This is a genomic window from Bradyrhizobium pachyrhizi, from assembly GCF_029714545.1.
Classification (GTDB): Bacteria; Pseudomonadota; Alphaproteobacteria; order Rhizobiales; family Xanthobacteraceae; genus Bradyrhizobium; species Bradyrhizobium pachyrhizi.
On the sequence record NZ_CP121667.1, the window covers coordinates 3,518,067 to 3,542,512 of the forward strand.

Annotated in this window: 17 protein-coding genes; 14 read left to right on the top strand and 3 right to left on the bottom strand. The window is 64.0% G+C overall.

From position 1 onward, the window contains the following. Window position 1 precedes the first annotated feature (1 nt). The 5 genes from QA639_RS16135 to QA639_RS16155 all read left to right on the top strand — a co-directional run bounded on the left by QA639_RS16135 (window position 2) and on the right by QA639_RS16155 (window position 5,102). Window positions 2–1,117 (top strand): glycosyltransferase family 4 protein, encoded by a 1,116-nt coding sequence (locus tag QA639_RS16135; RefSeq protein WP_283090213.1) that lies wholly within the window; start codon window positions 2–4, stop codon window positions 1,115–1,117. Next, window positions 1,114–2,406, top strand: a complete 1,293-nt coding sequence (locus QA639_RS16140; protein ID WP_050387069.1) for an O-antigen ligase family protein — start codon at window positions 1,114–1,116, stop codon at window positions 2,404–2,406. The genes QA639_RS16135 and QA639_RS16140 overlap by 4 nt, the downstream gene beginning before the upstream one ends. Then, the gene (locus QA639_RS16145) at window positions 2,403–3,722 is read left to right on the top strand and encodes an MATE family efflux transporter (RefSeq protein WP_283090214.1); all 1,320 of its coding nucleotides are present in this window, start codon (window positions 2,403–2,405) and stop codon (window positions 3,720–3,722) included. The genes QA639_RS16140 and QA639_RS16145 overlap by 4 nt, the downstream gene beginning before the upstream one ends. Next, entirely contained in the window at window positions 3,719–4,345 is a 627-nt protein-coding gene (locus QA639_RS16150) for a class I SAM-dependent methyltransferase (protein WP_157347366.1), read from the top strand. The genes QA639_RS16145 and QA639_RS16150 overlap by 4 nt, the downstream gene beginning before the upstream one ends. 79 nt (window positions 4,346–4,424) lie before the next feature. After that, window positions 4,425–5,102, top strand: coding sequence for a class I SAM-dependent methyltransferase (locus QA639_RS16155; RefSeq protein WP_283090215.1), 678 nt, complete (start codon window positions 4,425–4,427; stop codon window positions 5,100–5,102). A gap of 20 nt (window positions 5,103–5,122) precedes the next feature. Here the strand turns inward: QA639_RS16155 and QA639_RS16160 are convergent, their stop codons facing one another. The 3 genes from QA639_RS16160 to QA639_RS16170 all read right to left on the bottom strand — a co-directional run bounded on the left by QA639_RS16160 (window position 5,123) and on the right by QA639_RS16170 (window position 8,544). Next, the gene (locus tag QA639_RS16160; protein ID WP_050387067.1) at window positions 5,123–5,842 is read right to left on the bottom strand and encodes a class I SAM-dependent methyltransferase; all 720 of its coding nucleotides are present in this window, start codon (window positions 5,840–5,842) and stop codon (window positions 5,123–5,125) included. Between the two features lie 8 nt (window positions 5,843–5,850). Next, complete coding sequence (locus QA639_RS16165) at window positions 5,851–7,161, bottom strand: nucleotide sugar dehydrogenase (RefSeq protein WP_157347364.1); 1,311 nt, start codon at window positions 7,159–7,161, stop codon at window positions 5,851–5,853. 78 nt (window positions 7,162–7,239) lie between these two features. Continuing rightward, complete coding sequence (locus QA639_RS16170) at window positions 7,240–8,544, bottom strand: glycosyltransferase family 4 protein (protein ID WP_157347362.1); 1,305 nt, start codon at window positions 8,542–8,544, stop codon at window positions 7,240–7,242. A 117-nt stretch (window positions 8,545–8,661) separates the two neighbouring features. Between QA639_RS16170 and QA639_RS16175 the strand changes: the two genes are divergently transcribed. From QA639_RS16175 to QA639_RS16215, 9 genes are all read left to right on the top strand, one after another. Further along, window positions 8,662–9,912: a glycosyl hydrolase gene (locus QA639_RS16175; protein WP_244978716.1), complete on the top strand. Its 1,251-nt coding sequence runs from the start codon at window positions 8,662–8,664 to the stop codon at window positions 9,910–9,912. Window positions 9,913–10,023: 111 nt separating this feature from the next. Next, window positions 10,024–12,204, top strand: coding sequence for a bi-domain-containing oxidoreductase (locus QA639_RS16180; RefSeq protein ID WP_283090216.1), 2,181 nt, complete (start codon window positions 10,024–10,026; stop codon window positions 12,202–12,204). Between the two features lies 1 nt (window position 12,205). Continuing rightward, window positions 12,206–14,194 carry a heparinase II/III family protein gene (locus tag QA639_RS16185; RefSeq protein ID WP_157347361.1) on the top strand — a complete coding sequence of 663 codons (1,989 nt, stop codon included), beginning with the start codon at window positions 12,206–12,208 and terminating at the stop codon, window positions 14,192–14,194. Continuing rightward, on the top strand, window positions 14,191–15,345 hold the full coding sequence (locus QA639_RS16190) for a glycosyltransferase (RefSeq protein ID WP_157347359.1): 1,155 nt from the start codon (window positions 14,191–14,193) through the stop codon (window positions 15,343–15,345). The genes QA639_RS16185 and QA639_RS16190 overlap by 4 nt, the downstream gene beginning before the upstream one ends. Window positions 15,346–16,016: 671 nt before the next feature. Further along, a complete protein-coding gene (locus QA639_RS16195; RefSeq protein WP_050387064.1) occupies window positions 16,017–17,288 on the top strand; it encodes a calcium-binding protein in 1,272 nt (423 codons plus the stop codon). Window positions 17,289–17,739: 451 nt separating this feature from the next. Next, window positions 17,740–18,354, top strand: a complete 615-nt coding sequence (locus tag QA639_RS16200) for a class I SAM-dependent methyltransferase (RefSeq protein WP_028331586.1) — start codon at window positions 17,740–17,742, stop codon at window positions 18,352–18,354. 196 nt (window positions 18,355–18,550) lie between these two features. Continuing rightward, window positions 18,551–20,788, top strand: a complete 2,238-nt coding sequence (locus QA639_RS16205; protein WP_050387063.1) for a peptidase domain-containing ABC transporter — start codon at window positions 18,551–18,553, stop codon at window positions 20,786–20,788. Next, a complete protein-coding gene (locus QA639_RS16210; protein ID WP_050387062.1) occupies window positions 20,778–22,124 on the top strand; it encodes an HlyD family type I secretion periplasmic adaptor subunit in 1,347 nt (448 codons plus the stop codon). Before QA639_RS16205 ends, QA639_RS16210 begins: the two co-directional genes overlap by 11 nt. Then, window positions 22,124–24,157, top strand: a complete 2,034-nt coding sequence (locus QA639_RS16215; RefSeq protein WP_428841177.1) for a tetratricopeptide repeat protein — start codon at window positions 22,124–22,126, stop codon at window positions 24,155–24,157. Before QA639_RS16210 ends, QA639_RS16215 begins: the two co-directional genes overlap by 1 nt. Window positions 24,158–24,446: the final 289 nt, after the last annotated feature.

Consider the following 24,446-nt stretch of genomic DNA (forward strand, 5'->3'; position numbering starts at 1 on the left):
CATGGCGCCGCGCGTGGTCGTCTTCAACAACATGATCACACCGTACACCAACCGTCTCTACAACGAGCTGGCCAGCCGAGGGCTGGATCTTGCCGTGCTGTCCTGTACACCGCAGGAGGCCGATCGCTCGTGGGCCGGCTCGTTCACGCCGCGCTACGTCACGCGCACGGTGCCGGGTGTATCGATCCCGCTGTCGCGGTCGCGTCACACCCATGTCAATATCGGGATCGGGCGCGCCTTGAATGCGCTCGCGCCCGACCTGCTGTTCGTCAACGGTCTCTACCCCTCGATGTTGGCCGGCGCGGCATGGGCGCGCGCCAACGGCAAGGCGCTCGCGCTGACGATCGACGGCTGGCGCGAGACCATGCCCAACACCGCCTATCACCGTCTGGCGCGGCCCTGGCTGCTGCGCCAGTGCGGCGCGGTGGTGTGTTGCAGCGACAAGGGCAGGGCGTATTTCCGCGGCGAAGGCGTGCGCGCCGACGATCTGTTCGTGGTGCCGTTGGTGCCGGCATGGGATCCGCCGGCGGTCGTGCCGGCATTGGACGACCGTCCATTTCATCTGCTCTGGTGCGCCCGCCTCAATGACGACGCCAAGAACGCCATCTTCTTCGAGAACGTCGCGATTGCGCTTGGTGGGATCCTGCCAGGGCTGAAGGTGCGTGTGGTCGGGTCCGGCGCCGCCGAACGGCGCATGCTGGCGCGGCTCGGCGGTGCCGGCATCGACGTCTGCCATGACAGCTACCTGCCGTGGCAGGCGATATCGGACGCTTTTCTGCAGTCGCGGCTGCTGCTGCTGCCCTCATTGCTGGAACCGTGGGGCCTGGTGTGCAACGAGGCCCTGCAGTGCGGTGTTCCCTGCCTGGTGTCGCCCCATGTCGGGGCAGGCGGCGAGTTGGTCCGTGACCAGGATAACGGCTATGTTTGCGCGCTCGATGAACAGATTTGGGTGGAGGCGGCGCGCGGCTTGCTCGAACATCCCGCGCGCTGGGAGGCGATGTCGCGACAGGCCCGGCAGAGCGTGCGACGCGACGCGCTTGCCGACGCCGCGGCGCGCTTCACGGCCGCGGTCGATCATCTCTTGAGGGCACCGGCCCGGCAGGAGGCCGTGCAATGATCGGCAGATGGTGGCTGCGAACCGATCTCTTTCTGCACGCCTATCTGGTCATGGTGCTCGGCTGCATCTATTTCCTGTTCAATTTCATCGAGGGCATCTCGTTCGCGGAAAGGGCCGGGGAATCCACGCTGTTCCGCGGCGCATGGCTGCTGCTCTACATCCTCTTGATGCTGCACATTGCGATCGATCGGAATCGCTTCGGCCTGCTGATGCTGCAGTCGCATCTCTATCTGACGTTCATCGCCTTCGCTCTGGTATCACTGGCGCTGAGCGCCGACCCCGCCGGCTCGTCGATCAAGTTCGCGATGTATGTCCTGACCACGATGTTCTCGGCATGGGTCGTGATCAGCTGCCCGGTCGATCGCCTCGTCGATACGCTGTTCCGGATCGGGATCGTGGTGCTGATCGTTCACGTCCTGCTGTTTCCGGTGATCGGCTCGCAATGGGATTACGACCCGCTGCACCGGCCGACGGTGCTCGGAACCCAGGCCTATGCCGGCGTGTTCGGCCACAAGAACCTCGCGGGCGCTTTCTTCGGTCTCATGGTGCTGATCTGCTTCGTGCGCATGCTGGCAGGACCGCGGCGCCAGTTCGGCTGGACGCTGCTGCTGATGGGATGTCATCTGTTTGCGCTCGCCGCGGCCGGCGCCGCAGGTCCGCTGATCAGCATGTTGACGGCGCTTGCCGTGACCTTCGGGCTCGTGCTCGTGGTGCTCGGGCACAGGGGGGCTGCCTCGATCTACTGGCTTGGCCTTGCTCTTGTTGCGCTCGTCGTGTTCGCCCTGCCGAGCGACGAGTTGTATGGGCTGGTCGGCCGCAGCGGAAACCTGACCGGCCGCTCGTTCCTCTGGTCGGTCTGGCCGCACTTCTTCTGGCAGCACCCCTGGCTCGGCTATGGGTTTTCGGGATTCTTCAACGAACTGCCGAACTCGCCGGTGAACGAGTTGACGAGCATGGCTCCGTGGAACACCGAGTTCGGCTCGTTCGAGAACTCCTATCTCGACGCCTTTCTCCAGTTCGGCCTGCTCGGCGGTGCGCTCTATATGCTGCTGCTGGCGCGCGCGTTGTGGAACACGATCGTCTTTGCGTTCGAGCGGACAGGGATGTACTGGCTGGCACCATTCGCGATGCTGCTGTTCGTCGTGATCGCGTCGGCCAATGACTCCAGCCAGCTGCTGCACAACTATTTCGGCTGCGTGCTGGTGTTCTGGTGCTATTTCGGCCCGGAGGCCAGGCTGCAAATGGCGCCGCGGCGGACTTTCAACAGATTGCGGGTGAGTGAGGCGTGAGTGCGTTGACCGACAGGCTGGACCGGGTGGCGGCTCAGACCCGGGTCGCCGGTGCCGTGAGCGGATTGCTCCGCCGGCTGCGGCGTGCCGGGGGCAATGTCGCGCTCGGCCTGATCGATCAGGCGCTGCTGAGCGGCTCAGCCTTCGTGCTGACGATCGTGCTCGCCAATGTGCTCGATATCAATTCCTTCGGCAGGTTCAGCGTCGCCTGGTCGCTCTCGATCCTGATCGAGGCGGTGTTTCTGCGCGGCCTGTTCGACGACGGCTTGCCGGCGACTGCGCACCGCATCCCGAAATCGCTATGGCCGCAGCTGCGGCTCGGCCTCTATCTGTCGTCGCTGCTCGTCTCGGGTGCGCTCGGCCTGCTGCTGGTGAGTGCGGGCCTTGTGATCGCAGCCGTCGGCGGGGAGGCCGGCGGGCTCGTGATCGCAACCGGGCTTGCGATCCCGGCGGTTCGCCTGCAGAGCATGCTCCGCCGGATCTGCTATCTCGACGGCAGACTGCCGCGCGCGCTGGCGTCCTCGCTGACCTATTGCGTGGCGCTGGTCGTCTCGGCCGGGCTGATGATCGCACTCAAGCTCACCGGCCCCGCTGCGGCGATGGCGTGTATCGCGATCTCGGCCGCGTTCGCCGGCAGCTTGCTGCTGGCCCACACCAGCGAGCTGGCCTGGCCGCAAGCCAGAATCTTCCGCGGCTCGCTGCGGCGGCTGTTTCGGAACGGGCGCTGGTTCGTCGCGACCTCGCTCACCTACTGGATCGGCAGCATCGGGCTGATCCCGGTGTGCGGCTTTCTGATCGGGCTGGACGCGAGCGCGTCGCTGCGGATCCTGCTCTTGGTGTTCGCACCCCTCAGCCAGTTCTGCGCGACGATGTTCTCGGTTCGTCTGCCGGAAATCGCGGCCGAACTGCGCGCCGGCCGGCGCAGCGCAGTCGCCGCGGCCGCGCGCGAAAATGCCCTGCTGCTCGGTTCGATCGCCGCCGCCTATGGCGCGGTGGTCGTGCTGTTCGGCCAGCGCATTCTCGCGCTTGTCATTCACGGACAGAGCTATGAGATCGGCACCGGCAGCCTCGCCTTGATGGGAGCTGCGATGGCGCTCGACGCGGTGTGGCTGGGCCTCGCGCTGCCGCTGTTTGCGACCGGCAAGCCGCAGCGATTCATGCTGAGCCGGATTGCCGGCCTCGTCGCGCTGTGCTGCGTCCTGCCGTTCGCGGCCGAGGCCTGGCAGGTGATGGGCGCGGTCGCGGCGATGGTGGCCTCCAGCGCGGCGTCGGTGATCACGGTTGTGCTGACCAATTCGGCGCGGGAGCGGACATGACCGACGACGCGCGCGGCGGCTCGCTCGAAAAGCTGCACATCGGCGCCTTCAATTGCGGCATCGCGGGCTGGATCAATACCGACATCACGATGCACCTGTGGATCGCGCGGATTCCGTTCGCGGCGAAAGCGCTGCATCTCGCTGGCCTCCTCAGCGATGCCCGCTATGCCGAGCATCGCCAGGGCAAGTTTGCCGGGCTCCGCCACATGAACCTGACCAGGCCGCTGCCGTTCACGGACGGCAGCCTCTCGGCGGTGTTCAGCGCGCACGTCTTCGAGCACCTGTTTCCCGACGAGATCGAGCGGCTGGCGCGCGAGATCGCGCGGGTGCTGGCGCCTGGCGGGGTATGTCGCATCGTCGTCCCCGACATGGACCGGATCGTCGCGCTCTACGATCCGGCGGCGCCGCAGGCTTTCCTCAAGGGCGTATTCGAGATCGATCGCCGCAAGGAGGCCGCCTTCGCGCATCACTGGGGCTTTACCCGCGCCTCGCTCGCCGCGCTGTTCCGCGACGCCGGCTGTTCGCAAACCCACACCCGTGCCTATCGCGAGGGCGTCTGTCCCGACATCGACCGGCTCGACAACCGGCCGGACGAGTCGATCTTCTTCGAGGCCATCAAGTGAGCGCGACAGGAAAATCGATGCATCGTAGCGTGAGGGATCGCGCATGCCGTGCTAGAGCGAACCGACCGGTAGCAGGAGAGTGACCTTGCTGGGTGCGATTCAAGCCCGATTTTCCAATGCAGCGCGCCAGCGGCGCGGCGAATTCCTCGTCCGCACCGTGAACCTGCCGCTCGATGCGAAAATCCTCGATCTTGGCGGCGGCACCGGCCGGCACATTCGCGCGATCCTGCCGCGCCATACCGACATCACGGTCTGCGACATCTCGACCGACGATCTCAAGGCCGCGCGCGAGCGCTTCGGCTTCAAGACGGTCCTGCTGCGGGAGACCGAGCGCTTGCCGTTCGACGATCAGGCGTTCGACTTCTGCTTCTGCTCGTCGGTGATCGAGCATGTCACCGGGCCGAAGCAGGATGTCGTCACGATCGAGGACGGAGCGGCGTTTCAGAGCATCGCGCGCGAGCATCAGAACCGTTTTGCGGGCGAGATCTCGCGGGTCGCAAAGTCCTTCTACGTGCAGACGCCGTACCGGTACTTTCCGATCGAAAGCCATACCTGGCTGCCGGGCATCATCGTCCTGCTGCCGAGGCGGCTGCAGATCGCGCTGATCGAGCGGTTCAATCGCTTCTGGTTCAAGCGCACCGCGCCCGACTGGCATCTGTTCGACTGGCGCGAGATGACCGAAACGTTTCCGGACGCGAAGATCTATCGCGAACGCTATCTCGGCATGACCAAATCGCTGATGGCGATCAAGGCGTGAGACAGCTATCCGCCTGCACGTCAGTCGTCGCGCCGGGCCAGGATGTTGATCAGCGTGCCCACTGCGGGCTGGCGATCGAGTGCCGGCGGCAGCGGGGAGCCGGCAAAGCTGCTCCCCAGCATCGTGAGGCCATGTTGTCGGAGCAGACCCTGCATGGCCGCCGGCGAGGTGTCGAATCTGGAGAATGCGAGATAGCGAAACAGCGGCCGCGCCGACACGCGTGAAGAGGCCGCATGCGCGAGCTTGTAGCTCCGTCGCAGCAGCGATCCGCGGTTGGGGATCGAGAGCAGCAACCGCCCCCCGGGCATGAGCACGCGATGCATCTCGGCGAGGCACTGCGCCACGTCGGGAACATATTCCAGCACGCTCGCGCACAGCGCGCCGTCGAAGGATCGATCGGGAAACGGCAGGCTTGCGATGGTCGGGATCTGCTGGAATGTGAGCCGCCCGGCGAGCGTGCCGTCGGCGCTGTGGCCGCGAGCCGCCGCAATCATCTCCGATGATGCGTCGACGCCGGTGACGTCGCAGCCGCGTGCGGCGAGCAGGCGGGACAGCGTTCCGGTGCCGCAACCGGCGTCGAGCCAGCGCTGTCCGTTGAGGTCCGCGTTCCCGAGCAGGCCGAACATCGCGGCCGTCCGTGCCTTGAAGGTGCGGCTCTGATGCAGCATCTCCCACCCCGACGAAATCTCGTCGTGAAAGCGGATTTCGGGTCGCTCGCGGGTCTGGCCCATGGTGGCCATGATATTCCCTACCAGTGGAAGCCGCTCACTTTGGCGCGCACCTGTTCGGGCAATCCGATCTCCGACAGTTCGAGCACGACCTGGTCGGGACGGGTCGCCGTCAGCGCCGCAACGAAGCGCGGATCGGCCGTCGTCAGCACGATAATGTCGGCCCATTCGATGGTTGCCGTCACGTCGTCGTTCAACAGGCCGACCAGCTCCGGATTGCGCATCAGGAAATCCCGGTTGGCGCCGATCAGTTGCGACAGCTGCACATTGGGGTCGTAGATCCGGATGTCGCGCCGCTGACCGCGCAGGCTCTTCACCAGCCTCACGAAGGGACTGTCGCGGACGTCGTCGGTGCCGGCCTTGAAGCTGATGCCGAGAAATGCAATGCGGCGGCCCTCATGCGACAGGATCCAGTCGGCGCCGCGCGACATGATCATGTCATTGCTCGGCAGGATGCTCTCAAGCACCGGCGTCGACAGTCCGCGGCTGTGCGCAAGGTGTTTCAGCGCCTTGACGTCCTTGGGCAGGCACGAGCCGCCGAACGCAAAGCCCGGCCGCAAATAGGCCGGCGAGATGTTGAGCCTCGTGTCCTGCATGAAGATGTTCATGACGTCGCGGCCGTCGATGCCGAGCGTCTTCGCGATGGTGCCGATCTCGTTGGCAAAGCTGACCTTGAGCGCATGCCAGCTGTTGTCGACATATTTTACCAGTTCCGCGGTCTCGACCGGCGGCGTGATCTTGGCGCCGGGCAGATCCTTGTAGAGCGCCATGACGCGGTCGGCGGTTTCCTGGTTGAAAGCGCCAACCACGGTCTTGGACGGCGCGTTGAAATCCGCAATGGCGCTGCCCTCGCGCAGGAACTCGGGATTGAAGGCAAGGTCGAAATCGCGTCCGATCCTGTTGCCGGAGGCTTCCTCGATCAGGGGGCCGACGGTGCCGCGGGTGGTGCCAGGCAGCACGGTGGAGCGGATCGTCACGGTGTGCGGCGCGTTCTTGGCGCGCAGTCCGCGGCCGATCTCGATTGCGACCTGTCGGATCGCGGTCAGGTCGAGGTTGCCGTTGCCGGACGAGGGCGTGCCGACGCAGACCATCGATATGTCGCTGTTGACGATCGCTTCGGTGGCATCGGTGGTCGCGGTCAGCTGACCGGTTGCCACCGCGCGCGCCACCTTGTCCGAGATGCCCGGCTCGACGACCGGCGATCTACCTCCGCGGATCAGGTCGACCTTCGCAACGCTCTTGTCGACGCCGATGATCTGGTGGCCGAGCTCGGTGAAGCAGGCGGCGCAAACCGTTCCGACATAGCCGAGGCCGAAAATGCTGACGTTCATGCTTCGACCTTCAACAATCCAGGACGTGCGCGTGGCCGCGGCCGCATCGCGTTTGACGTGAGTGAGGCGGCTGCGCGTTCAAGACGATGCCCGCCCGGCGGCTGCGTTCGCGCTGGAAGGTTGCGAGGTCGGCCGCTCGGCGGGGGCATGCGCGCGCGGTGCACGGCTTTGCGCGGGGACCTTCCCGGCGAACAACGCCTCATAGGCCGCGAGCAGCTTCGGCTCCTCATGCGTCCACGACAGCGCCCGCTCGACGCGGTTGCGGCCAAATGCCCCCATCGTCTGCCGCAATGACGGATCGTCGATCAACGCGATGATCTTGCTGGCGAAATCCTTCGGGTCGTTCTTCGCAGCATAGAGCGAGGCGTCGAGCGCCGAGCGGCGGCCTTCGCGAACGTCGAACTGAACGATCGGCCGTCCGAGCGCCATGTACTCCATGATCTTGTTCATGGTGGAGATGTCGTTCATCGGCGTGACGCGGTCCGGATTGACGCAGACGTCAGCGGTCGAGAGCATCGTGAACAGCGCCTCATCCGCGATGGCGCCGGTGAAGTTCACGTAGTCGGAGAGCTGCATCTCCTCGCAGAGCTTGACCACCGCATTCCACTCCGGCCCGGTGCCGGCGATGTTGAACTGGATGTCGGTGCGGCCGAGATCGTGCACGATGTGGCCGATCGACTGCAGCAAGAGATCAATGCCTTCCGACTGGCCGATCACGCCGACATAGCCGACGCTGTAGCGCCGGCCACGGCGCCAGGCCGGATCGGCCGGCCGCGAGCGCACCCGGTCGAGATTGGGGCCGGATCGCACCACGAAAACCCGGTTGGCCGGCATGCCGCCGCGCGTGATCGCGATCTCGCGGTAGGATTCGTTGGTCGCGACCGAGATGCTCGCCGTCTTGAAGGTGAGATATTCGACCAGCCGCAGCAGCTGCCAGAAGAAGTCCCTGCGGCCGAATTTTGCTTCGTAGAGCTCGGGATTGACGTCGTGATGATCGAACACGAAGCGCTTGCCGCCGAGCTTGAACAACAGGCCGATCAGGAAGATCAGGTCGGGCGGATTGCAGCCCTGGATCACGTCGAAGCCGTGCTTCCACGCCACCTTGATCGCGAGCAGCGTCTCCCAGAACAGCGCGACCGGATATTCGATCAGGTAGGCGGCGATCCCACGCGCTTCCACCGGCATCGGATGGCGATAAATGTGAATGCCCTCGAGGCATTCGTAGGATTCGTCATGGCCGCGCCCCTTCGGGCAGATCACGGAAACTTCATAGCCCGCCTTGCGCAGCGACGTTGCTTCGCACCACACCCTGCGATCGAAAGGAACCGGAAGGTTCTCGACGATGATCAGGATCCGCCGCGGTGATGGTTCAGCTCTCGACATCTGAGATGATCTATACCATTGACCTAACAACATCACAATCCGACTAACATCGGCATTAACATGCGCGGCTTCCACTATGCAATCCCGGCACCGATGTGACGGCGACGAGACAGGGACATGGCAGGCAGAGTGAGGGATTTGGGCCAAAGGGCATTGATTGCGCTGGTTTTGAGCGCGCTGCTGCCGCTGGCCTACAAATGGCCGCTGCAGTGGAATAGTTCGACGTCAAACAATGCGCTGACTGCGAGCCGCGTGAACGCGGTGATCCCTCCGACGCTTTTCGGCATGACGATCAACGCGATCGGGCAGTCACCGCCAAAGTCGCAGCCCTGGCCCGAGCTCAAATTCGACGGCGTTCGGCTGTGGGGTGCGATCTACTGGGCGCAGATCAATCCGGCGCCCGGCATCTACAATTGGGCGCGCTTCGACGCCATCCTTGCCGCGGCGGAGCGCGAGCACGTCGAGATCGTTCTCAATCTCGCCTATACGCCGCGCTGGGCCGCGTCGGTGAAGGATGCGCCGCCGGCGTTCACGCCCGGCGCAAGCTCACCGCCGGCCGACCTGGCGTCATGGGATGACTGGGTGCGCGCGGCCGTGGCGCGCGCCGCCGGCCGCATCAAATACTGGGAAATCTGGAACGAGCCCGAGGATCCCAAATATTACTCGGGCAACATCGCGACCATGGTCCAGCTGCAGAAGCGGGCCTACGAGATCATCAAAGCCAGCGATCCCACCCTGACCGTGCTGACACCGCCGTCCAACGGCACGCCGGACGGATATCGCTGGCAACAGGCCTTCATGGCGCAAGGCGGCGGACAATATGCCGATGTGTTCGCCTTTCACGGCTATACGAGCGAGCCCGAGGCGGTGATTGGAATCATTGCGCGCTTCAAGAAAATCCTTGCCGCGCACGACCTGTCCGCGAGGCCGATCTGGGACACCGAGGCCGGCTGGTCGTCCTATGAGGACAATCCGGACGGGTGTCTCGCACGCGCCTACATCCTGAAATGGATCAGCGGCGTCGACCGGTTCTATTGGTACGAGTTTGCCGGAGGCGGCAGCGACTTTGGAAAATTATGGGACCCGGCGCGCGGGCTGCTGCCGAGCGGAATTGCCTACCGCACGATCCAGTCCTGGCTGGTCGGTGCAAGCGTCGTGGCAGCAGGCAGGACGTCGCCGACGACCTGGCGCGTCGAGCTTCGCATGCCGGATGGCCGTAACGGCTTGATCCTCTGGACCACCAAAGGCCGGTCCGTTTATCGGGCCGACCCGCGTTTTAGCCTTTACGAGGGCCTCGACGGCGGCGAAGGGCCTGTCGCCAACGGCGAAGTCGAGATCTCGCCAAAACCGGTCCTATTGCTGGAATGATAACAATGTTAAGTCTCCGGCAATAAGATAATTATGACGATGTTCTTAGCTTCATTGCGGGCGTTGGGCGCGATACAAGGAGCGCTGTTAACTTGAGGCGATTGACCGACTGTGAAGCAGATCGCGCAAAACTATAAGAGCGGCGAGCTCAAGCTGATCGATGTGCCGGCGCCGCGCTGCCGTCCCGGCGGGGTTTTGGTGCGCACGGCGTTCTCGGCGGTGTCGACCGGCACCGAGATGATGAAGTTCACCGAAGGCCGCCTGTCGCTGCTCGGCAAGGCGCGCGCGCGACCTGACCAGGTTGCCAAGGTGATGCGCTCGGTCCGTCAGCAGGGGTTGGCTGCGACCTATCAGAAGGTGATGAACCGCCTCGATTCCTACACGCCGCTCGGCTACTCGCTGTCAGGCACCGTCGTGGAAGTGGGCGAGGGCGTCGGCGGCTTCTCGGTCGGACAGCGCGTCTGCTGCGGCGGCAATCAATATGCAACCCACGCCGAATATAATTGGGTACCGGTGAACCTCTGCGTGCCGCTGCCGGACAGCGCTGCGCTAGACCAGGCCGCATTCACCACGATCGCCTCGATCGCCCTGCAGGCGATGCGCCAGTCGGAGATCCGTTTCGGCGAGACCGCCTGCGTGATCGGGCTTGGCCTGATCGGCCAGATCATGGTGCGGCTGCTGCGCAGCGCCGGTGTCGTGGTCGCCGGGCTCGACCGGCTGGAGGCGCGATGCCGCCAGGCGGAGGCTGCGGGCGCCGCGGTCTGCGCCGTCGCATCGGATGATGCCGCGGCGGAATTCCGCGCCCGGATCGACCAGCTGACCGCAGGCAACGGCGTCGATTGCGTGTTCATCACCGCGAGCAGCGACGATCCCGATCTCGCATCGCGTTCGGCGGCGCTGCTGCGCGACCGCGGGCGCATTGTCGATATCGGCAAATGCACGCTGAACCTGCCGTGGAACGAATTCTACGACAAGGAGCTCGATGTGCGCTTCTCGCGCTCCTACGGCCCCGGCCGCTACGATCCGCTCTATGAGGAGGGCGGCATCGACTATCCGATCGGTCATGTGCGCTGGACCGAGAAGCGCAATATGGAAGCGATCGTCGCGCTGCTCGCCGACGGGCGGCTCGATTTTTCCTCGCTGATTTCCGAAACGGTGCCGCTGGAGCAGGCGACGTCGGCGTTCGAGCGCATGAGCCGCGGCGAGGTCGGTCTCGGCATGGTGTTCGCCTATCCGCACGCCGCTCTCCGCGCGATGCAGATGATCTATCGTCCGGCGGTTGCCCTGCGCAGCGGCCGGGTGCGGCTCGGCGTCATCGGCGCCGGCAACTATGCCTCCAGCATGCTGTTGCCGCAGCTTGCGAGCAGCCCGCGCGTCGATCTTGTCGAGGTCGCCACCAATACTGGCCTCAGCGGCGCCACGGCGGTCCGCAAATTCGGCTTCGCGCGTGCCTCGACGGACGCGGCCTCGGTGCTTGGCGCCGACGACATCGACGCCGTGCTGATCGCAACGCGCCATGCCTCCCATGCCGACCTCGCGACGCAGGCGCTGCGCGCCGGCAAGGCCGTGTTTGTCGAAAAGCCCTTGGCGATCGATACAAACTCGCTCGATCGATTGGAGCAGGTGATCCGGGAAACCGGCAACAACCGGCTGATGGTCGGCTTCAACCGCCGCTTTTCGTCGCTGCTGCAGGGCATGCGCGCGGCGTTCGCGCCGGCAGGACCGCAGACCCTGCAATATCGCGTCATCGCCGGGCCGCTGGAGAAATCGTCTTGGTATCTGCAGGCCGAGAGCGAAGGCAGCCGCTTCGTCGGCGAGGGCGGCCATTTCATCGACGTGTTGTGCTGGTGGGTCGGCGCCGAGCCGGTGCGTGTCTCCGCGAGCACGGCAGGCAAGGACGTCGACAATCTCGTCGCCACCTTCGATTTTGCCGACGGTTCGGTCGCAAGCCTCAGCTATCTCACCGGCGGCGATCCGCGGGTGCCGAAGGAAGCGCTCGAGATATCGGCAAGCACGGGTTTTGCCGCCTTCGACAATTTCTCGCGCTTCGAGGTCTGGCACGCCGGACAGCACACGGCGAAGACAGCGCGGCTCGACAAGGGCCAGCGGCCGATGCTGGATGCCTTCATCGCGGCGGTCGCATCGGGAGCTGCGATGCCGATCGCGCTCGATTCGCTGCTGGCGATCACGCGCGCAACGCTTGCCGTCCAGGAAAGCGCGGCCGCCGGGATGCCGATCGATCTGACGGCCGACACAGCAGAGCAGGGCGTCGCTCGCGCCTCGACGGCGTGAGATGAATCCGGCCTGGTATCTGCGCAGGCTGCGGCGCATGGAGCCGTCGGAGCTTGCGGGACGGGTGAACGACCAGGTGCTGCATTTGCTCTGGCGGATCACTCCGCCCGACATCGCACGGCGTGCAGGCGCCAGGCTCGCTGCCGGCCCGCGGCAGCCGCGCCTGAAGCCGCTGCCTTTGCCAGCCCACGCCCCGGGACAGGCCGCCGAACGGGTGATCCACAGCGCCGACCGGATTCTCGCCGGGCACTGGCGGATTTTCGCCAGGGATCACGGGGCGCTCGGCGAACGGCCTGACTGGTTCGTCGATATCAAAAGCGGCAAGCGGGCGCCGGCCGGTGTGCACGCATTCGCGGTTCCCTATCGTGACGAAACCGCGGTCGGAAACATCAAATACATCTGGGAGCCTTCGCGTCACCACCATCTCACGGTGCTCGCGGCCGCGTACTACCTGACCTCCGACGAGCGCTATGCCAGGCGCGCGGCCGAGCATCTGATGAGCTGGTGGCGCGAAAATCCGTTCCCGCGCGGCCCGCACTGGATCAGCGGCATCGAGCTTGGCGTGCGGCTGATCTCGTGGGCCTGGGTGCGCCAGCTGCTGCAGACCTGGCCTGGTGCTGCTGCGCTGTTCGAGGACAACGATCTGTTCCTGACGCAGCTCTATGCACACCAATACTGGCTGTCGCAGTTCCCAAGCCGTGGCTCCTCGGCCAACAACCACCTCATCGCGGAGGCTGCCGGGCAGTTCGTGGCGGCTTGCGTGTTTCCGTTCTTCCAGGACAGTGCGCGATGGCGCGAGCAATCGGCCGCCACGCTGGCACACGAAGCCGTTGCGCAGACGCTTGCCTGCGGCAGCAACAGCGAGCTCGCGACCGACTATCATGGCTTTGTTCTCGAACTGCTGCTGGCGGCGGCAGTGCAGGGCGAGTCGTCCGGACATCCGCTTGGCGATGCGGTCTGGACTACGATGTGCCGCATGAGCGACGTCATTGCCGCGATGCTGGACGATCGCGGTCATCCGTCGCGGCAGGGCGATGGCGACGACGGCATCGGCCTGCTGCTCGACGATCACGCCGGCAATCGCTGGCTCGGCTTGCTTAGCAGCGGCGCGCGCTTGTTCGGCGCTCTGCCATGGTGGCCCAAATCGCCGGAGCCCGATCTGCGTAGCTTTGTGCTCACCGACGGCATCGGGGCCCGTGCGATCGCCGGGCGGCCCAAGCGCCGCCCGCATTTGCTTGAGGGGGCGGGACAGACCTTTCTGATCGATTCTGAGCGCGCGGTGTGGTGCCGTTGTGACCACGGCCCCCATGGCTTCGGCCGCATTGCCGCCCACGCCCATGCGGACGCGCTGTCGCTCGAATGCAGGATCGGCGGTGTCGAGATCTTCGCCGACCCCGGCACCTATTGCTACCATGGCGACCCGCGATGGCGGGCCTACTTCCGCTCCACGCTGGCGCACAACACGCTCTGCCTGTTCGCGCGCGACCAGTCGGTGTCGGGCGGGCCGTTTCTCTGGACACGGCATGCGCAGAGCCGGCTTGTCGCAGCAAGCGGCCTGGACGATCGCGATGCGGATGCGAGCTGGGTCGCGGAGCATTCGGGATATCGCGACGAAGCAGGTGTCGTGCATCGCCGCTCGGCGCAATTGCAGCGCCGGATGGCGCGGCTCGTCGTCACCGATGTCGTGCTTGCTGATGAAGAGCTTGCGGTGCCGGCGAGCCTCAGCTGGCATCTCGGTCCCGACGTCGAATGCAGGCTCGAAGGGCACAGGGCGCAGCTCGCATGGCCGGGCGGGCGCGGCGAGCTCGATCTGCCGGCGGCCCTCAGCTGGATTGCGTATCGGGGCGACGAGGCCATGCCGGCCGGCTGGTATTCGCCGTCCTTCGATCTCAAAGTGCCGGCGACGACCTTGATCGGCTCCGGTACGCTCGCGGGCGGCCAAAGCCTGGTGACCGAGCTGCGCTGGTTTTCAGACCCGGCCGGATCATGAAGATCCTGGTCGCTCACAACAGGTATCAGGGACGCGGCGGCGAGGACGTCGTGTTTGAAGCGGAAGTCGACCTGCTGCGCGCCGCTGGACACAGCGTTGAAACGCTCACGGTCAGCAACGCGGCGATCAATTCGCTCGCCGCGCGCATCACGACCACGTTGTCGATCGCCGATAATCCGGAGGGAAAGCGGGTTGTGGCTGAGGCGATCGATCGCTTTCGCCCTGACGTCGTCCACGTCCACAATTTCTTCCCGCTGCTGTCGCCCGCGATATTCGATCTCTGTCGGCAAAAATGCGTACCCGCGGTGGTGACGCTGCACAATTATCGCAGCATCTGCACCGGCGGCATGCTGCTGCGCGATGGCCGCATTTGCCACAAGTGTCTGGACCGCGGACATCTCTGGGGCGTCGTGCACCGCTGCTACCGCGGATCGCTTCCGGGCTCGATCGCCTCGGCCTACATGATCGCGCGGCATCAGCGCCGTGGCACCTGGACGCGTCCTGGCCTGCGCCTGATCGCGCTGACGCAGTTTGCCAAAACCCTGTTCACGCAGGCCGGCTTCGACGCGGACCGGATCGACGTGAAGCCGAACTTCATGGCCGATCCGGGGGCGCCCGATCCGGCGGCGCCGCGCAGCGGGCTGCTCTATGTTGGACGGCTGAGCCGCGAGAAAGGCGTCGGCGTGCTGCTCGAGGCCGTTGCGGGGACCGGTGTGCCCTTGCGCGTCGTGGGTGAGGGACCGGAGCGTGCTGCGTTGGAGGCTCGGGCGCCCGATCATGTCACCTTCCTGGGCGGGCTCTCGCGCGATGAGGTGCTGCGGGAAATGGCGAATGCGAGGGCATTGGTGGTACCGTCGCTATGGTACGAAGGATTTCCGATGGTCGTGGTCGAGGCCTTCGCGCGCGGCACGCCTGTCGTCGCCTCCGAGATCGGCGGACTTGCCGAGGTGGTGAGCGACGGCAAGACCGGCGCGCTGGTGCCGCCGGGCGACGCGGCCGCGCTCCGAAAGCGGATCAGTGAGGTTCTCGGCGCCGCCGAACTGACCGCCGCATGGGGACGGGCCGCACGAGCCGCCTATCTCGAGCGCTACGCGCCGGACGAGAACTGCCGGCTGCTCGAGGCTATCTACGCGCGCGCCGCCGGTGGATGATCGCCGCAGGTCGGAGCTCTGCGCGCGATCGGGCATCGTCCCGCCGGTTCCAAGGCGGCGTCGCTAACATATTGCGGCAAATCTGGTGTTAATTTGTTACATCAGGGTGTCTGATCGGCATCGCGCCAGGTTTTGATCCCGCGGTCGGACGGCGCTGATTCTGCGGGTGATTCCATGATCTCGCTTGATCGAGCCCGCAAACTGCCGCCAGGCGGCGTTATAACACTGGTCGGTGGGGCGCCGGCAGCGAAGTTTGACGCTTTTTTGCAAAACGTCTCATGCGATGCAGAAATATTTTTTTCAGATCGGAAAATCGCGTCGAAGCGCTCACGGCATCAGTGAAATTCCACGCTCCCGCGGTATCCCGGGCCCCCGTGAAACCCCGTATAATCGCTACCCTTTTTTGCGTCGCGGCTAACATTGGCGATTGACCTGCGCTGAATGTTATAGTGCATTCGAACTAGTGCTAAGTCTCACATAAATCTCAGGGAACCAGGTGTTAACAGCGCATTGCTGATTGACACTCCGGCCTAGCGGACTTAACAATGGACTTAACAAGTTCGTAACCTGGGTCCACATTTGGGTTGCATCGCAACAAACCAGTTGTGAATCAACAGCTTAAGTGTGGGCGAGCGGCTTGAATCCTCGTATCCCAAGCAGGGGCTACATCGATGGCGACTTACAATCTAGACCAGACCGACCTCAAAGCGGCGATCAACTCCACGATCGATCATTCGACCCAGCAACAGATTCTTGACTATCTGATCAACGCGGGGATCGGATACACCAGCCCGGACAACGGCGCGACGATTCCGGTGCAGGAGGGGGCTGGGATCACCAACCCGGATCCGAACGCCAATGTTCTGATCGAAACCAACCCCGTTAACACTGTTAACACCGACGCCAACCTGAAGGCGATCATTGAGGACACCAACCAGGACGTCACGCTGACGGTGAACGGCAGCACCCCGGTGCTGGTCGCGACCGGCCACGGCAACGATCAGGTGTTCATCAACAACACCGGCGACACGACGGTTCTCACCGGCTCCGGCAACGACACCATCTTCGGCGGTGCCGGTCACGACTCGATCGATGCAGGCTCCGGCAACGACGTGCTGGTCGACAACGTCTCCGGCCACAGCACGCTGGATGGCGGCAAGGGCAACGATCTGCTGTTCGGCTCCGGTGCCGACACGCTGAACGGTGGCTCCGGCAACGACACGCTTTACGGCGGCAGCTCGTCGCAGCTGAGCGGCGGCAACGGCAACGATGTGCTGGCGTCCGGCAGCACCGCCGGCAATTCCAGCACGCTGGATGGCGGCAAGGGCAACGATGCGCTGTACGCTGGTGCGGGCAACGACAGCCTGGACGGCGGCGCCGGCAACGACTCGCTGTATGGCGGTTCCGGTATCGACACGCTGCATGGCGGCAACGGCAACGATCTCCTTGTCGGCGGTGCCCAGACTGCTGCTGAGTCCGGCGGCAACGGCAAGGACGTGCTCTACTCGGGCAGCGATGCGTCGCACGCGACCTCGCTCGATGGCGGTGCCGGCAACGACTCGCTCTATGGCGGTGCCGGCAACGACACGCTCCATGGCGGTTCCGGCAACGATACGCTGGTTGCCGGCTCCGGCACGCAGACCCTGATCGGCGGCGACGGCAAGGACTCGTTCGTCGGCTCCGACACCGGTACGGCCTCGATGGTTGGCGGCTCCGGTCAGGACTACTTCTACCTGAACAACGCCACCAGCAGCGACACCATCGATGGCGGTGGCGGCAACAAGGACTCCCTGACCTTCCTGGATCACGCTTCGACCGACGTGAGCGACATCAGCTCTGGATCGAACGGTTCTATGGACATCACCTTCAGCAATGGTCAGGTGACCCAGATCAGCAACATCGAATACCTGATCTTCAACGATGGTAACTCGACCAAGCTGTAAGATCCTAGGTCTGCACTAAGCGAAAGCGCCGCCCCAACAGAGGTTGAGGCGGCGCTTTTTCTTTGATCGTCGGCATGACCCGTCAGGAATGGTTGATTGAATGATCGAATACGCTGCGGTTGATGATCATGAGCACCTGCGATGAGTTCGACGGGTCGCGTCAGGAGAAGCGCATGCGCACATCCCGATTGGAACCTTGTCGACCGATCCGCGTCAGATGTATCAAATCGATCACAAGTTCCGCCCCGGGCATTTCCGCCAATGGATGTTAGAAGTTAGTCCGTCACATTCGGACCACGTAGCTTTTGTAAAGCCGTGCCGCTCGCTTGACGCAACGGAGTTGTGGCCGATGGCTATCTGCGGCCCTGGCACCTTTGGTCAAGACGAACGATCGCTGCAGAACTCAGCCGCTTAACGAACCCGCGGAGCTCTCGAATTGGCCAAGAAAAAAATGCTGAATGCCGGCGCTGGATCGACGGTTACCAAGCGCATCCAGCCGCTCCTGACATCGCATGAATGGGACGAGATTCGATTAGACGTCGACGGCGGCGTGAACCCCGACGTCGTCGGGTCGATTACCGATCTTGCCCGATTGTTCCCGGCGGCCTCGTTCGACGCGATCTGGTGTTCCCATGTCATGGAGCATCTCTATGCCCATGAGGTTCACCCCACATTCGTCCAGTTCCGCCAAGTCCTCAAGCCGGACGGATTCGCACTGATCATGTCTCCTGACCTCGAGGCGGTCGCCCAGCACATGTTGACGCGCGGCCTCGGCGCGATCGCTTACGTCTCGCCGGCAGGTCCGATCCGTCCGTTGGACATGATCTACGGGCATTCCGGCGCGATCGAGCAAGGGCGCCACTACATGGCGCACAAGACCGGCTTTTCGACCGAGCGGATGGGGAACCTGTTGCTCAGCGCCGGCTTCCCGACGGTGTCCGTTCGGAGCGGGAATTTTGAGATCTGCGCATTGGCGCTCATGCCGGAGGCCAGGGATGAGCGGATCAGGCCACAGCTGGAGGCCTGCGGATTCGACTTCCAGGAGACGGTGACCGCCGACTCGTGACTTGTCGATGTTAAACAATGTTATAAGGTTCCCTGGTTAAGTCGCACGAGAACGTGCTCGAAACTGGCTTCGCGGTCTGCCGTGAAACATATCTTTTTCGGGTGACGCGCTGAAAATGCTGCGTTAGCGAACTAACAGTGATAAGTTATATCTCGCTGGGGACCGAACCTTGCGCAGTCGAAACTTCGAGGCATCCATGACCAAACACCTCTCGCTCGTCGGCGCACCTTCGGTGGAGGCGCTGCCACCTTCGGGCCTCGCTTGTCTCGTCATCGTGGCAAGACAGCATGGTTTGCATCTGACCCCGTCCCAGCTGATCCACGACAACCTCCTGGGCGATCAGGAAGTCACGCTGGCCGAGCTTTTGAAGTGCGCGAATTCCTCGGGCATGACGGCAAAGGCCGTCACGCTGGACTGGAAGGGCCTGAGCCATCTCAAGAGGGCGCTGCCGGCCATTGTTCGGCTGCGCGACGGCAGCCACATGGTGCTGCTGCGCCTCGAAGGCGACGAGAACAGCTCCCGGGTGGTCCTGCAGGATCCGAATGCGAGCGAGGACGCGCTGCTCGTCATCGATCAACCGCGCTTTGAGGACATCTGGTCGGGCGACGTCGTCATGGCCAAGCGCGACTATGAGATTTCGGACGAGACGCAGCCGTTCAGCTTCGGTTTTGTCGTCGCCCTGGTGTTCCGCGAACGGCGCATCATGCGCGACGTCGCGATCGCGGCGCTGGTCCTGGGCTTCATGGGGCTGGCACCGATCATGTTCTGGAGGCTGCTGTCCGACAAGGTCATTTTCTACAAGGCGTACAATACGTTCTACGTGCTGTGCGTTGCGATGCTGGTGATCATCCTGTTCGAGACGGCGTTCTCGTTCCTGCGGCAATATCTTGTGCAGAGCTTGACGGCACGCCTCGACGTCAAATTGTCGACCTACGTGTTCGAAAAGGTGCTCAATCTGCCGATCGATTATTTCGAGCAGAATCCCGTCGGCCTGATTTCCCGGGACATCCGCGAAGTGTTCCGGATCCGCGGCTTCCTGACCGGGCAGTTGTTCGGGACGGTCCTCGATTCGACGACGCTGATCTTCTTCCTGCCCGTCATGTTCTTCTTCAGCCCGATCATGACGCTGATGGTCTTGGGCTTTGCCGCAATGATCGTGGTCTGGCTCATCCTGATGCTGCCCGTGTACCGGAGGAGCTCCTCGGCGGTTCTTGCCGCCGAAGGCGCGCAGGGGGCGTTTCTGATCCAGAGCCTGAACGGCATGAGGACCATCAAATCGCTGGCGCTCGACACGCGCCAGCGACACATGTGGGATGTGCTCGTTGCGCGCGCCGCCAAGGCGCGTCTTGCCGAAGGTATGACCGGAAACGCGATCCAGACGCTGGTCCGTCCGCTGGAACGGTTGGCGGTCAGCGCTCCCTATGCACTCGGCGTCTACCTCGCCGTATCGAGCGGCGATCCGGTCTATGTCGGGGCGCTGTTTGCCTTTCTGATGCTGTCGCAGCGTGTTGCCGGCCCGCTGATGAAGATGGCCCAGCTCATCAACCAGTATGACGAGGCGCGCACCGCGGTCACCATCGTCGGCAATCTGGTGAATCAGGCGCCGGAGGAGGGACGCTCCGGCCATGGCGTGCGGGTTCCGCTGAAGGGTCTGATCGAGTTCTCCGGCGTCACGTTCAAGTACAAGGGCGCGGTGTCGCCGGCGCTGAACAATATCTCCTTCGAGATTCCGCTCGGCACGACGCTCGGCGTGATGGGCAAGAGCGGCTCGGGCAAGACCACGATCACGCGGCTGTTGCAGCGCCTGCACTCCGACTATGGCGGGTTGATCAAGGTCGACGGTATCGATGTTCGCGAATACGATGTCGACCATCTGCGGCGCAACGTCGGCGTCGTGCTGCAGGAGAACTTCCTGTTCAGCGGCACGATCCGCGAGAATATTGCTGCGGCAAAGCCGGACGCGACCTTCGACGACGTCGTCAGGGCGGCGCGATTGGCCGGCGCCGAGGAATTCATCGACAAGCTGCCGCGGGGCTACGAGACCTACGTCTACGAGGGCTCCACCAACCTCTCCGGCGGGCAGCGCCAGCGCCTCGCGATCGCGCGCGCGCTGATCGTCAATCCGCCTATCCTGATCCTGGACGAAGCGACCAGCGCGCTCGATGCCGAGAGCGAGACGATCGTGAATGCGAACATTTCGCGGATCGCGCATGGCCGCACGCTGATCATCATCTCGCATCGCCTGTCGTCGCTGACGAAGGCCGACGCGATCCTCGTGCTCAATCGCGGCGTGGTCAACGATATCGGTCGCCACGAGGAACTTCTGGAGCGAAACGACATCTACAGCTCGCTCTGGTACCAGCAGAACACGCATCTTGTTCCGACGGGCCGCAACGACAAGCCTAACTTCAGGAGTCCGACCCTTGTCTCCTAACCAAGCTTCGCTCGCGACCGTTCGCCAGTTCCAGTCCGAAACCGACGCCATCCGCGAGGCGCCCGAGCCGATGATGGCCCGCGCGACGCTGTTCGTGCTGTCGGCGCTGCTGGTATCCATCGTGGCGATCATGTGCCTGACGCGCCTCGATCGTGTGATCACCAGCGTCCGGGGCAAGATCGTTCCGGTCGATCAGATCAACGTGCTGCAGGCCCTGGACCCTTCGATCATCAAGACGATCGATGTTCGGGAAGGCGAGCAGGTCGACGCGGGACAATTGCTTGCGACCCTCGACTCGACCTTCACCGCGGCCGATGTCACCCAGTACAAGCTGCAGATCGCGAGCCTTGAGGCGCAGGTTGCCCGTGACGAGGCCGAATTGTCCGGAAAGCCGCTGTCGTATGGCGACGCCAAGGATGCCGATGCCGCCCGGTACAACGCCTTGCAGAAGGCGCTCTACGACCAGCGCATCGCCCAGTACGGCGCGCAGGTGACCAGCTACGATTCCAAGATCAGCCAGACCGAGGCGACGATCCTGAAGGCGAAGAAGGACGACGAGCGATATGGTCAACGCGCCGAGATCGCCGGCAAGATCGAGGACATGCGCTCGACCCTTGCCGAAAGCGGCAGCGGCTCCAAACTGAACCTGTATCTGTCGCAGGATACGCGCCTGGAGTTACTGCGTCAGATCGACAACACACACAACACGCTGCTGGAGGCGCAACACCAGCTCGACTCGCTGAGGGCCGATCGCAAGGCCTTCATCGAGCAATGGAACGCGCAGCTGAGCCAGGATCTGGTCACGACGCGCAACAATTTGGATACGTCCCGGGCATCCTACGACAAGGCCATCAAGCATCAGGACCTGGTCCGGTGGACGGCTGCCGAGCCCTCGGTCGTCCTCACCCTCGCCAAGCTCTCGGTCGGATCCGTGCTGAAGCCGGGTGATCCCTTCATCACGCTGATGCCGCTCAAGACGCGGCTCGAGGCGGAGATCCAGGTGTTGTCCCGCGACGTCGGCTTTATCCGGCCGAATGACCCCTGCACGTTGAAGGTCGATGCCTTCAACGCGGCGGAGCACGGCACGGCGCAGGGCAAGATACGCTGGATCAGCGAAGGCGCCTTCACCACTGACGACGACGGAAAGCCCGTCGACGCCTACTACAAGGCGCGATGCTCGGTCGACCAGACCAACTTCACCAATGTTCCGAAGAATTTCCGCCTCATCCCCGGCATGACGCTGCAGGGTGACGTCAATGTCGGCACCCGTTCGGTGGCGATGTATCTGCTCAGCGACATGCTGCGCGGCATGACGGAAGCGATGCGCGAGCCATGATGGAGTCTGCGAGATCCCTGCTCGAGTTGTTCCGCCCCGACTCCTCCCGTTCAGACTCAAAGCAGTTTGAACGGGGACTGGAGGCTTACGAGAACGGGCGATACCTTGAAGCCCTGCGCTCTTGGCGGCTTGCCTCGCGGGCGGGCAACCCGGAGGCGGATTACCGGATCGGGCTGCTCTATGCGAGGAACGAGGGCGTCATCGGTAGCATTCCGGACGCGGTCGCGTGGTATGAACGCGCCGCGCTGAACGGACATCTGGATGCGCAATTCCAGCTTGGCCTGATCTATCTCAACGGGGTCAAGGCCACGCTCGGACCGAACAGGCCCGAGATGTGGCGGCAATCCACTGCGGCCCGTCTCGGCGACAAGGCGATCAACCTCCACGATCTGGTTTTCCCGAACGGGATCGGCGTGGCCAAGGACGTCGATGCCGCATTCCTCTGGATGTCGGTGGCGGCGGAAGCCGGCAAGGCGGAGGCGCAATCGATTCTCGGCAACATGTACGCCAACGGGCAAGGGTGCGCGCGGGATCACGCTGCTGCCCTGCGCTGGTATCAGGCCGCGGCCGAGCAGAAAGCGGCGTCCGGCGAATTCGCGCTCGGCGACGTGTATTATCAGGGCCGCGGCGTTCCCGTCGATTTCGCACAGGCCGCGATCTGGTATCACAAGGCCGCCGAGCAGGGCCATGTTCGCGCACAGGTTGCGCTGGCTTTCATGTGCCTCAAGGGTACCGGGCTTCCCGAAAATGTCGAAGAGGCCGCACGGCTGTTCCAGAGCGCCGCTGCCCATGACGATACGATCGCGCTCTACAACATTGCACTGCTGCGGTTGAGCGGCAAAGGGGCTGTCAAGGATCTCGACAGGGCCGAGACCGCATTGCGCAAGGCGGCGCGGAAGGACTACCTGCCGGCGGTCCAGGCGCTCGCCGAGTTCTATGCGCTCGGGACTGCCGCCGAGCCGGATCTGCGCGAGGCGGCGTATTGGTACGAGAAGGCGGCCGAGCGCGGCGATACGCAGGCGCAGTTCTTGACCGGACGCTTCTATGCCACCGGCACCGGCGTTCCGCCCAGTATCCGCCAGGCTGCGAAATGGTTCGAGCGTGCGGCGGAGGGCGGCCATGCCACGGCGGCTCACAACATTGCGGTGTTCTATCTCAATGGCAGGGGCGTGGCGCGCGATGTCGCGGCTGCGATCAAGTGGTTCGAGCGCGCGTCCGAGGGAGGCATTAGCGCCGCAGGCGTGCAGCTCGGTCGGCTCTACTCGGCAGGCAACGGCGTGCCGCGCGATCAAGCGCGCGCGGCGGAGTGGCTTAGCAAGGCGGCCGACGGCGGCGATGCCGATGCGAAGATGGCCTATGCGATGTTTCTTATCCAGGATGAACCGTCCGCGGAGCGTCTTGCGCAGGCACGTGCGCTGCTGACCGACGCTGCCGAGGCCGGCCATCCGGCCGCGGCATTTCAGCTGGGCGGGCTCCACATGGGAAGATCCGGCGGCGCCGTCGATGTTCCGGCCGCAGCCCAATGGTTCAAACGTGCGGCAGGCGCCGGTCACGTCGAAGCCCAGCACACTTTGGCGCTGCTGTATTCCGATCCCAAGAGCGGCCTCAAGGATCCGCAGGCCGCCGCCGGCTGGATCGTCAAGGCTGCGGACGGCGGCAATGCCGCGGCGCAGTTCAAGCTTGCGGTGATGTATTGCACCGGGCAGGGCGTCGAGCAGGACCTGGCCAAGGGCGTCACGTGGTACGAGGCGGCAGCGCGCCAGGGGCACACGACGGCGCAATACAACCTTGCCGTGATGCTCGGCCGGGGACAGGGGCGCGATGCCGATCCGACGAAGGCGGCCGAATGGTTCGAGGCCGCGGCGAAGCAGGGCATGGTCGAAGCCCAACTCGCGATTGGCGATGCACTGCGCGCCGGCGACGGCGTCGCGCAGGATCGCGATCAGGCGTTGCACTGGTATCGACAAGCGGCACAGCAGAACAACGAAGGCGCGCGACGTCGTCTGCAGGCAATGGGCGAGAGCGTTGGCTGAGATTGTTGGAGGCGGGCTTCGCACGCGGTTGCAGATGCTGAGCCGCGGCTTTGTTTTTAGGCGCGAAGGCGGCGAAGCAGGCAGCTTCGCGTGACAATCTGGGCAGAACTAACGATGGCTTTCATATCGACGACAGAGAGATTGCGTTAATGTGGCCGTCGCCAACAAATACTCATTGTGGTTGTGTGAAGTTGACTGATAAGCATCAGGTCACGATCCGGGGCAGGCTCGAACGCCAACGCGATCTCGGGATATCGATCTTCCGCACGGCTGATAAAGAAACTGGAAC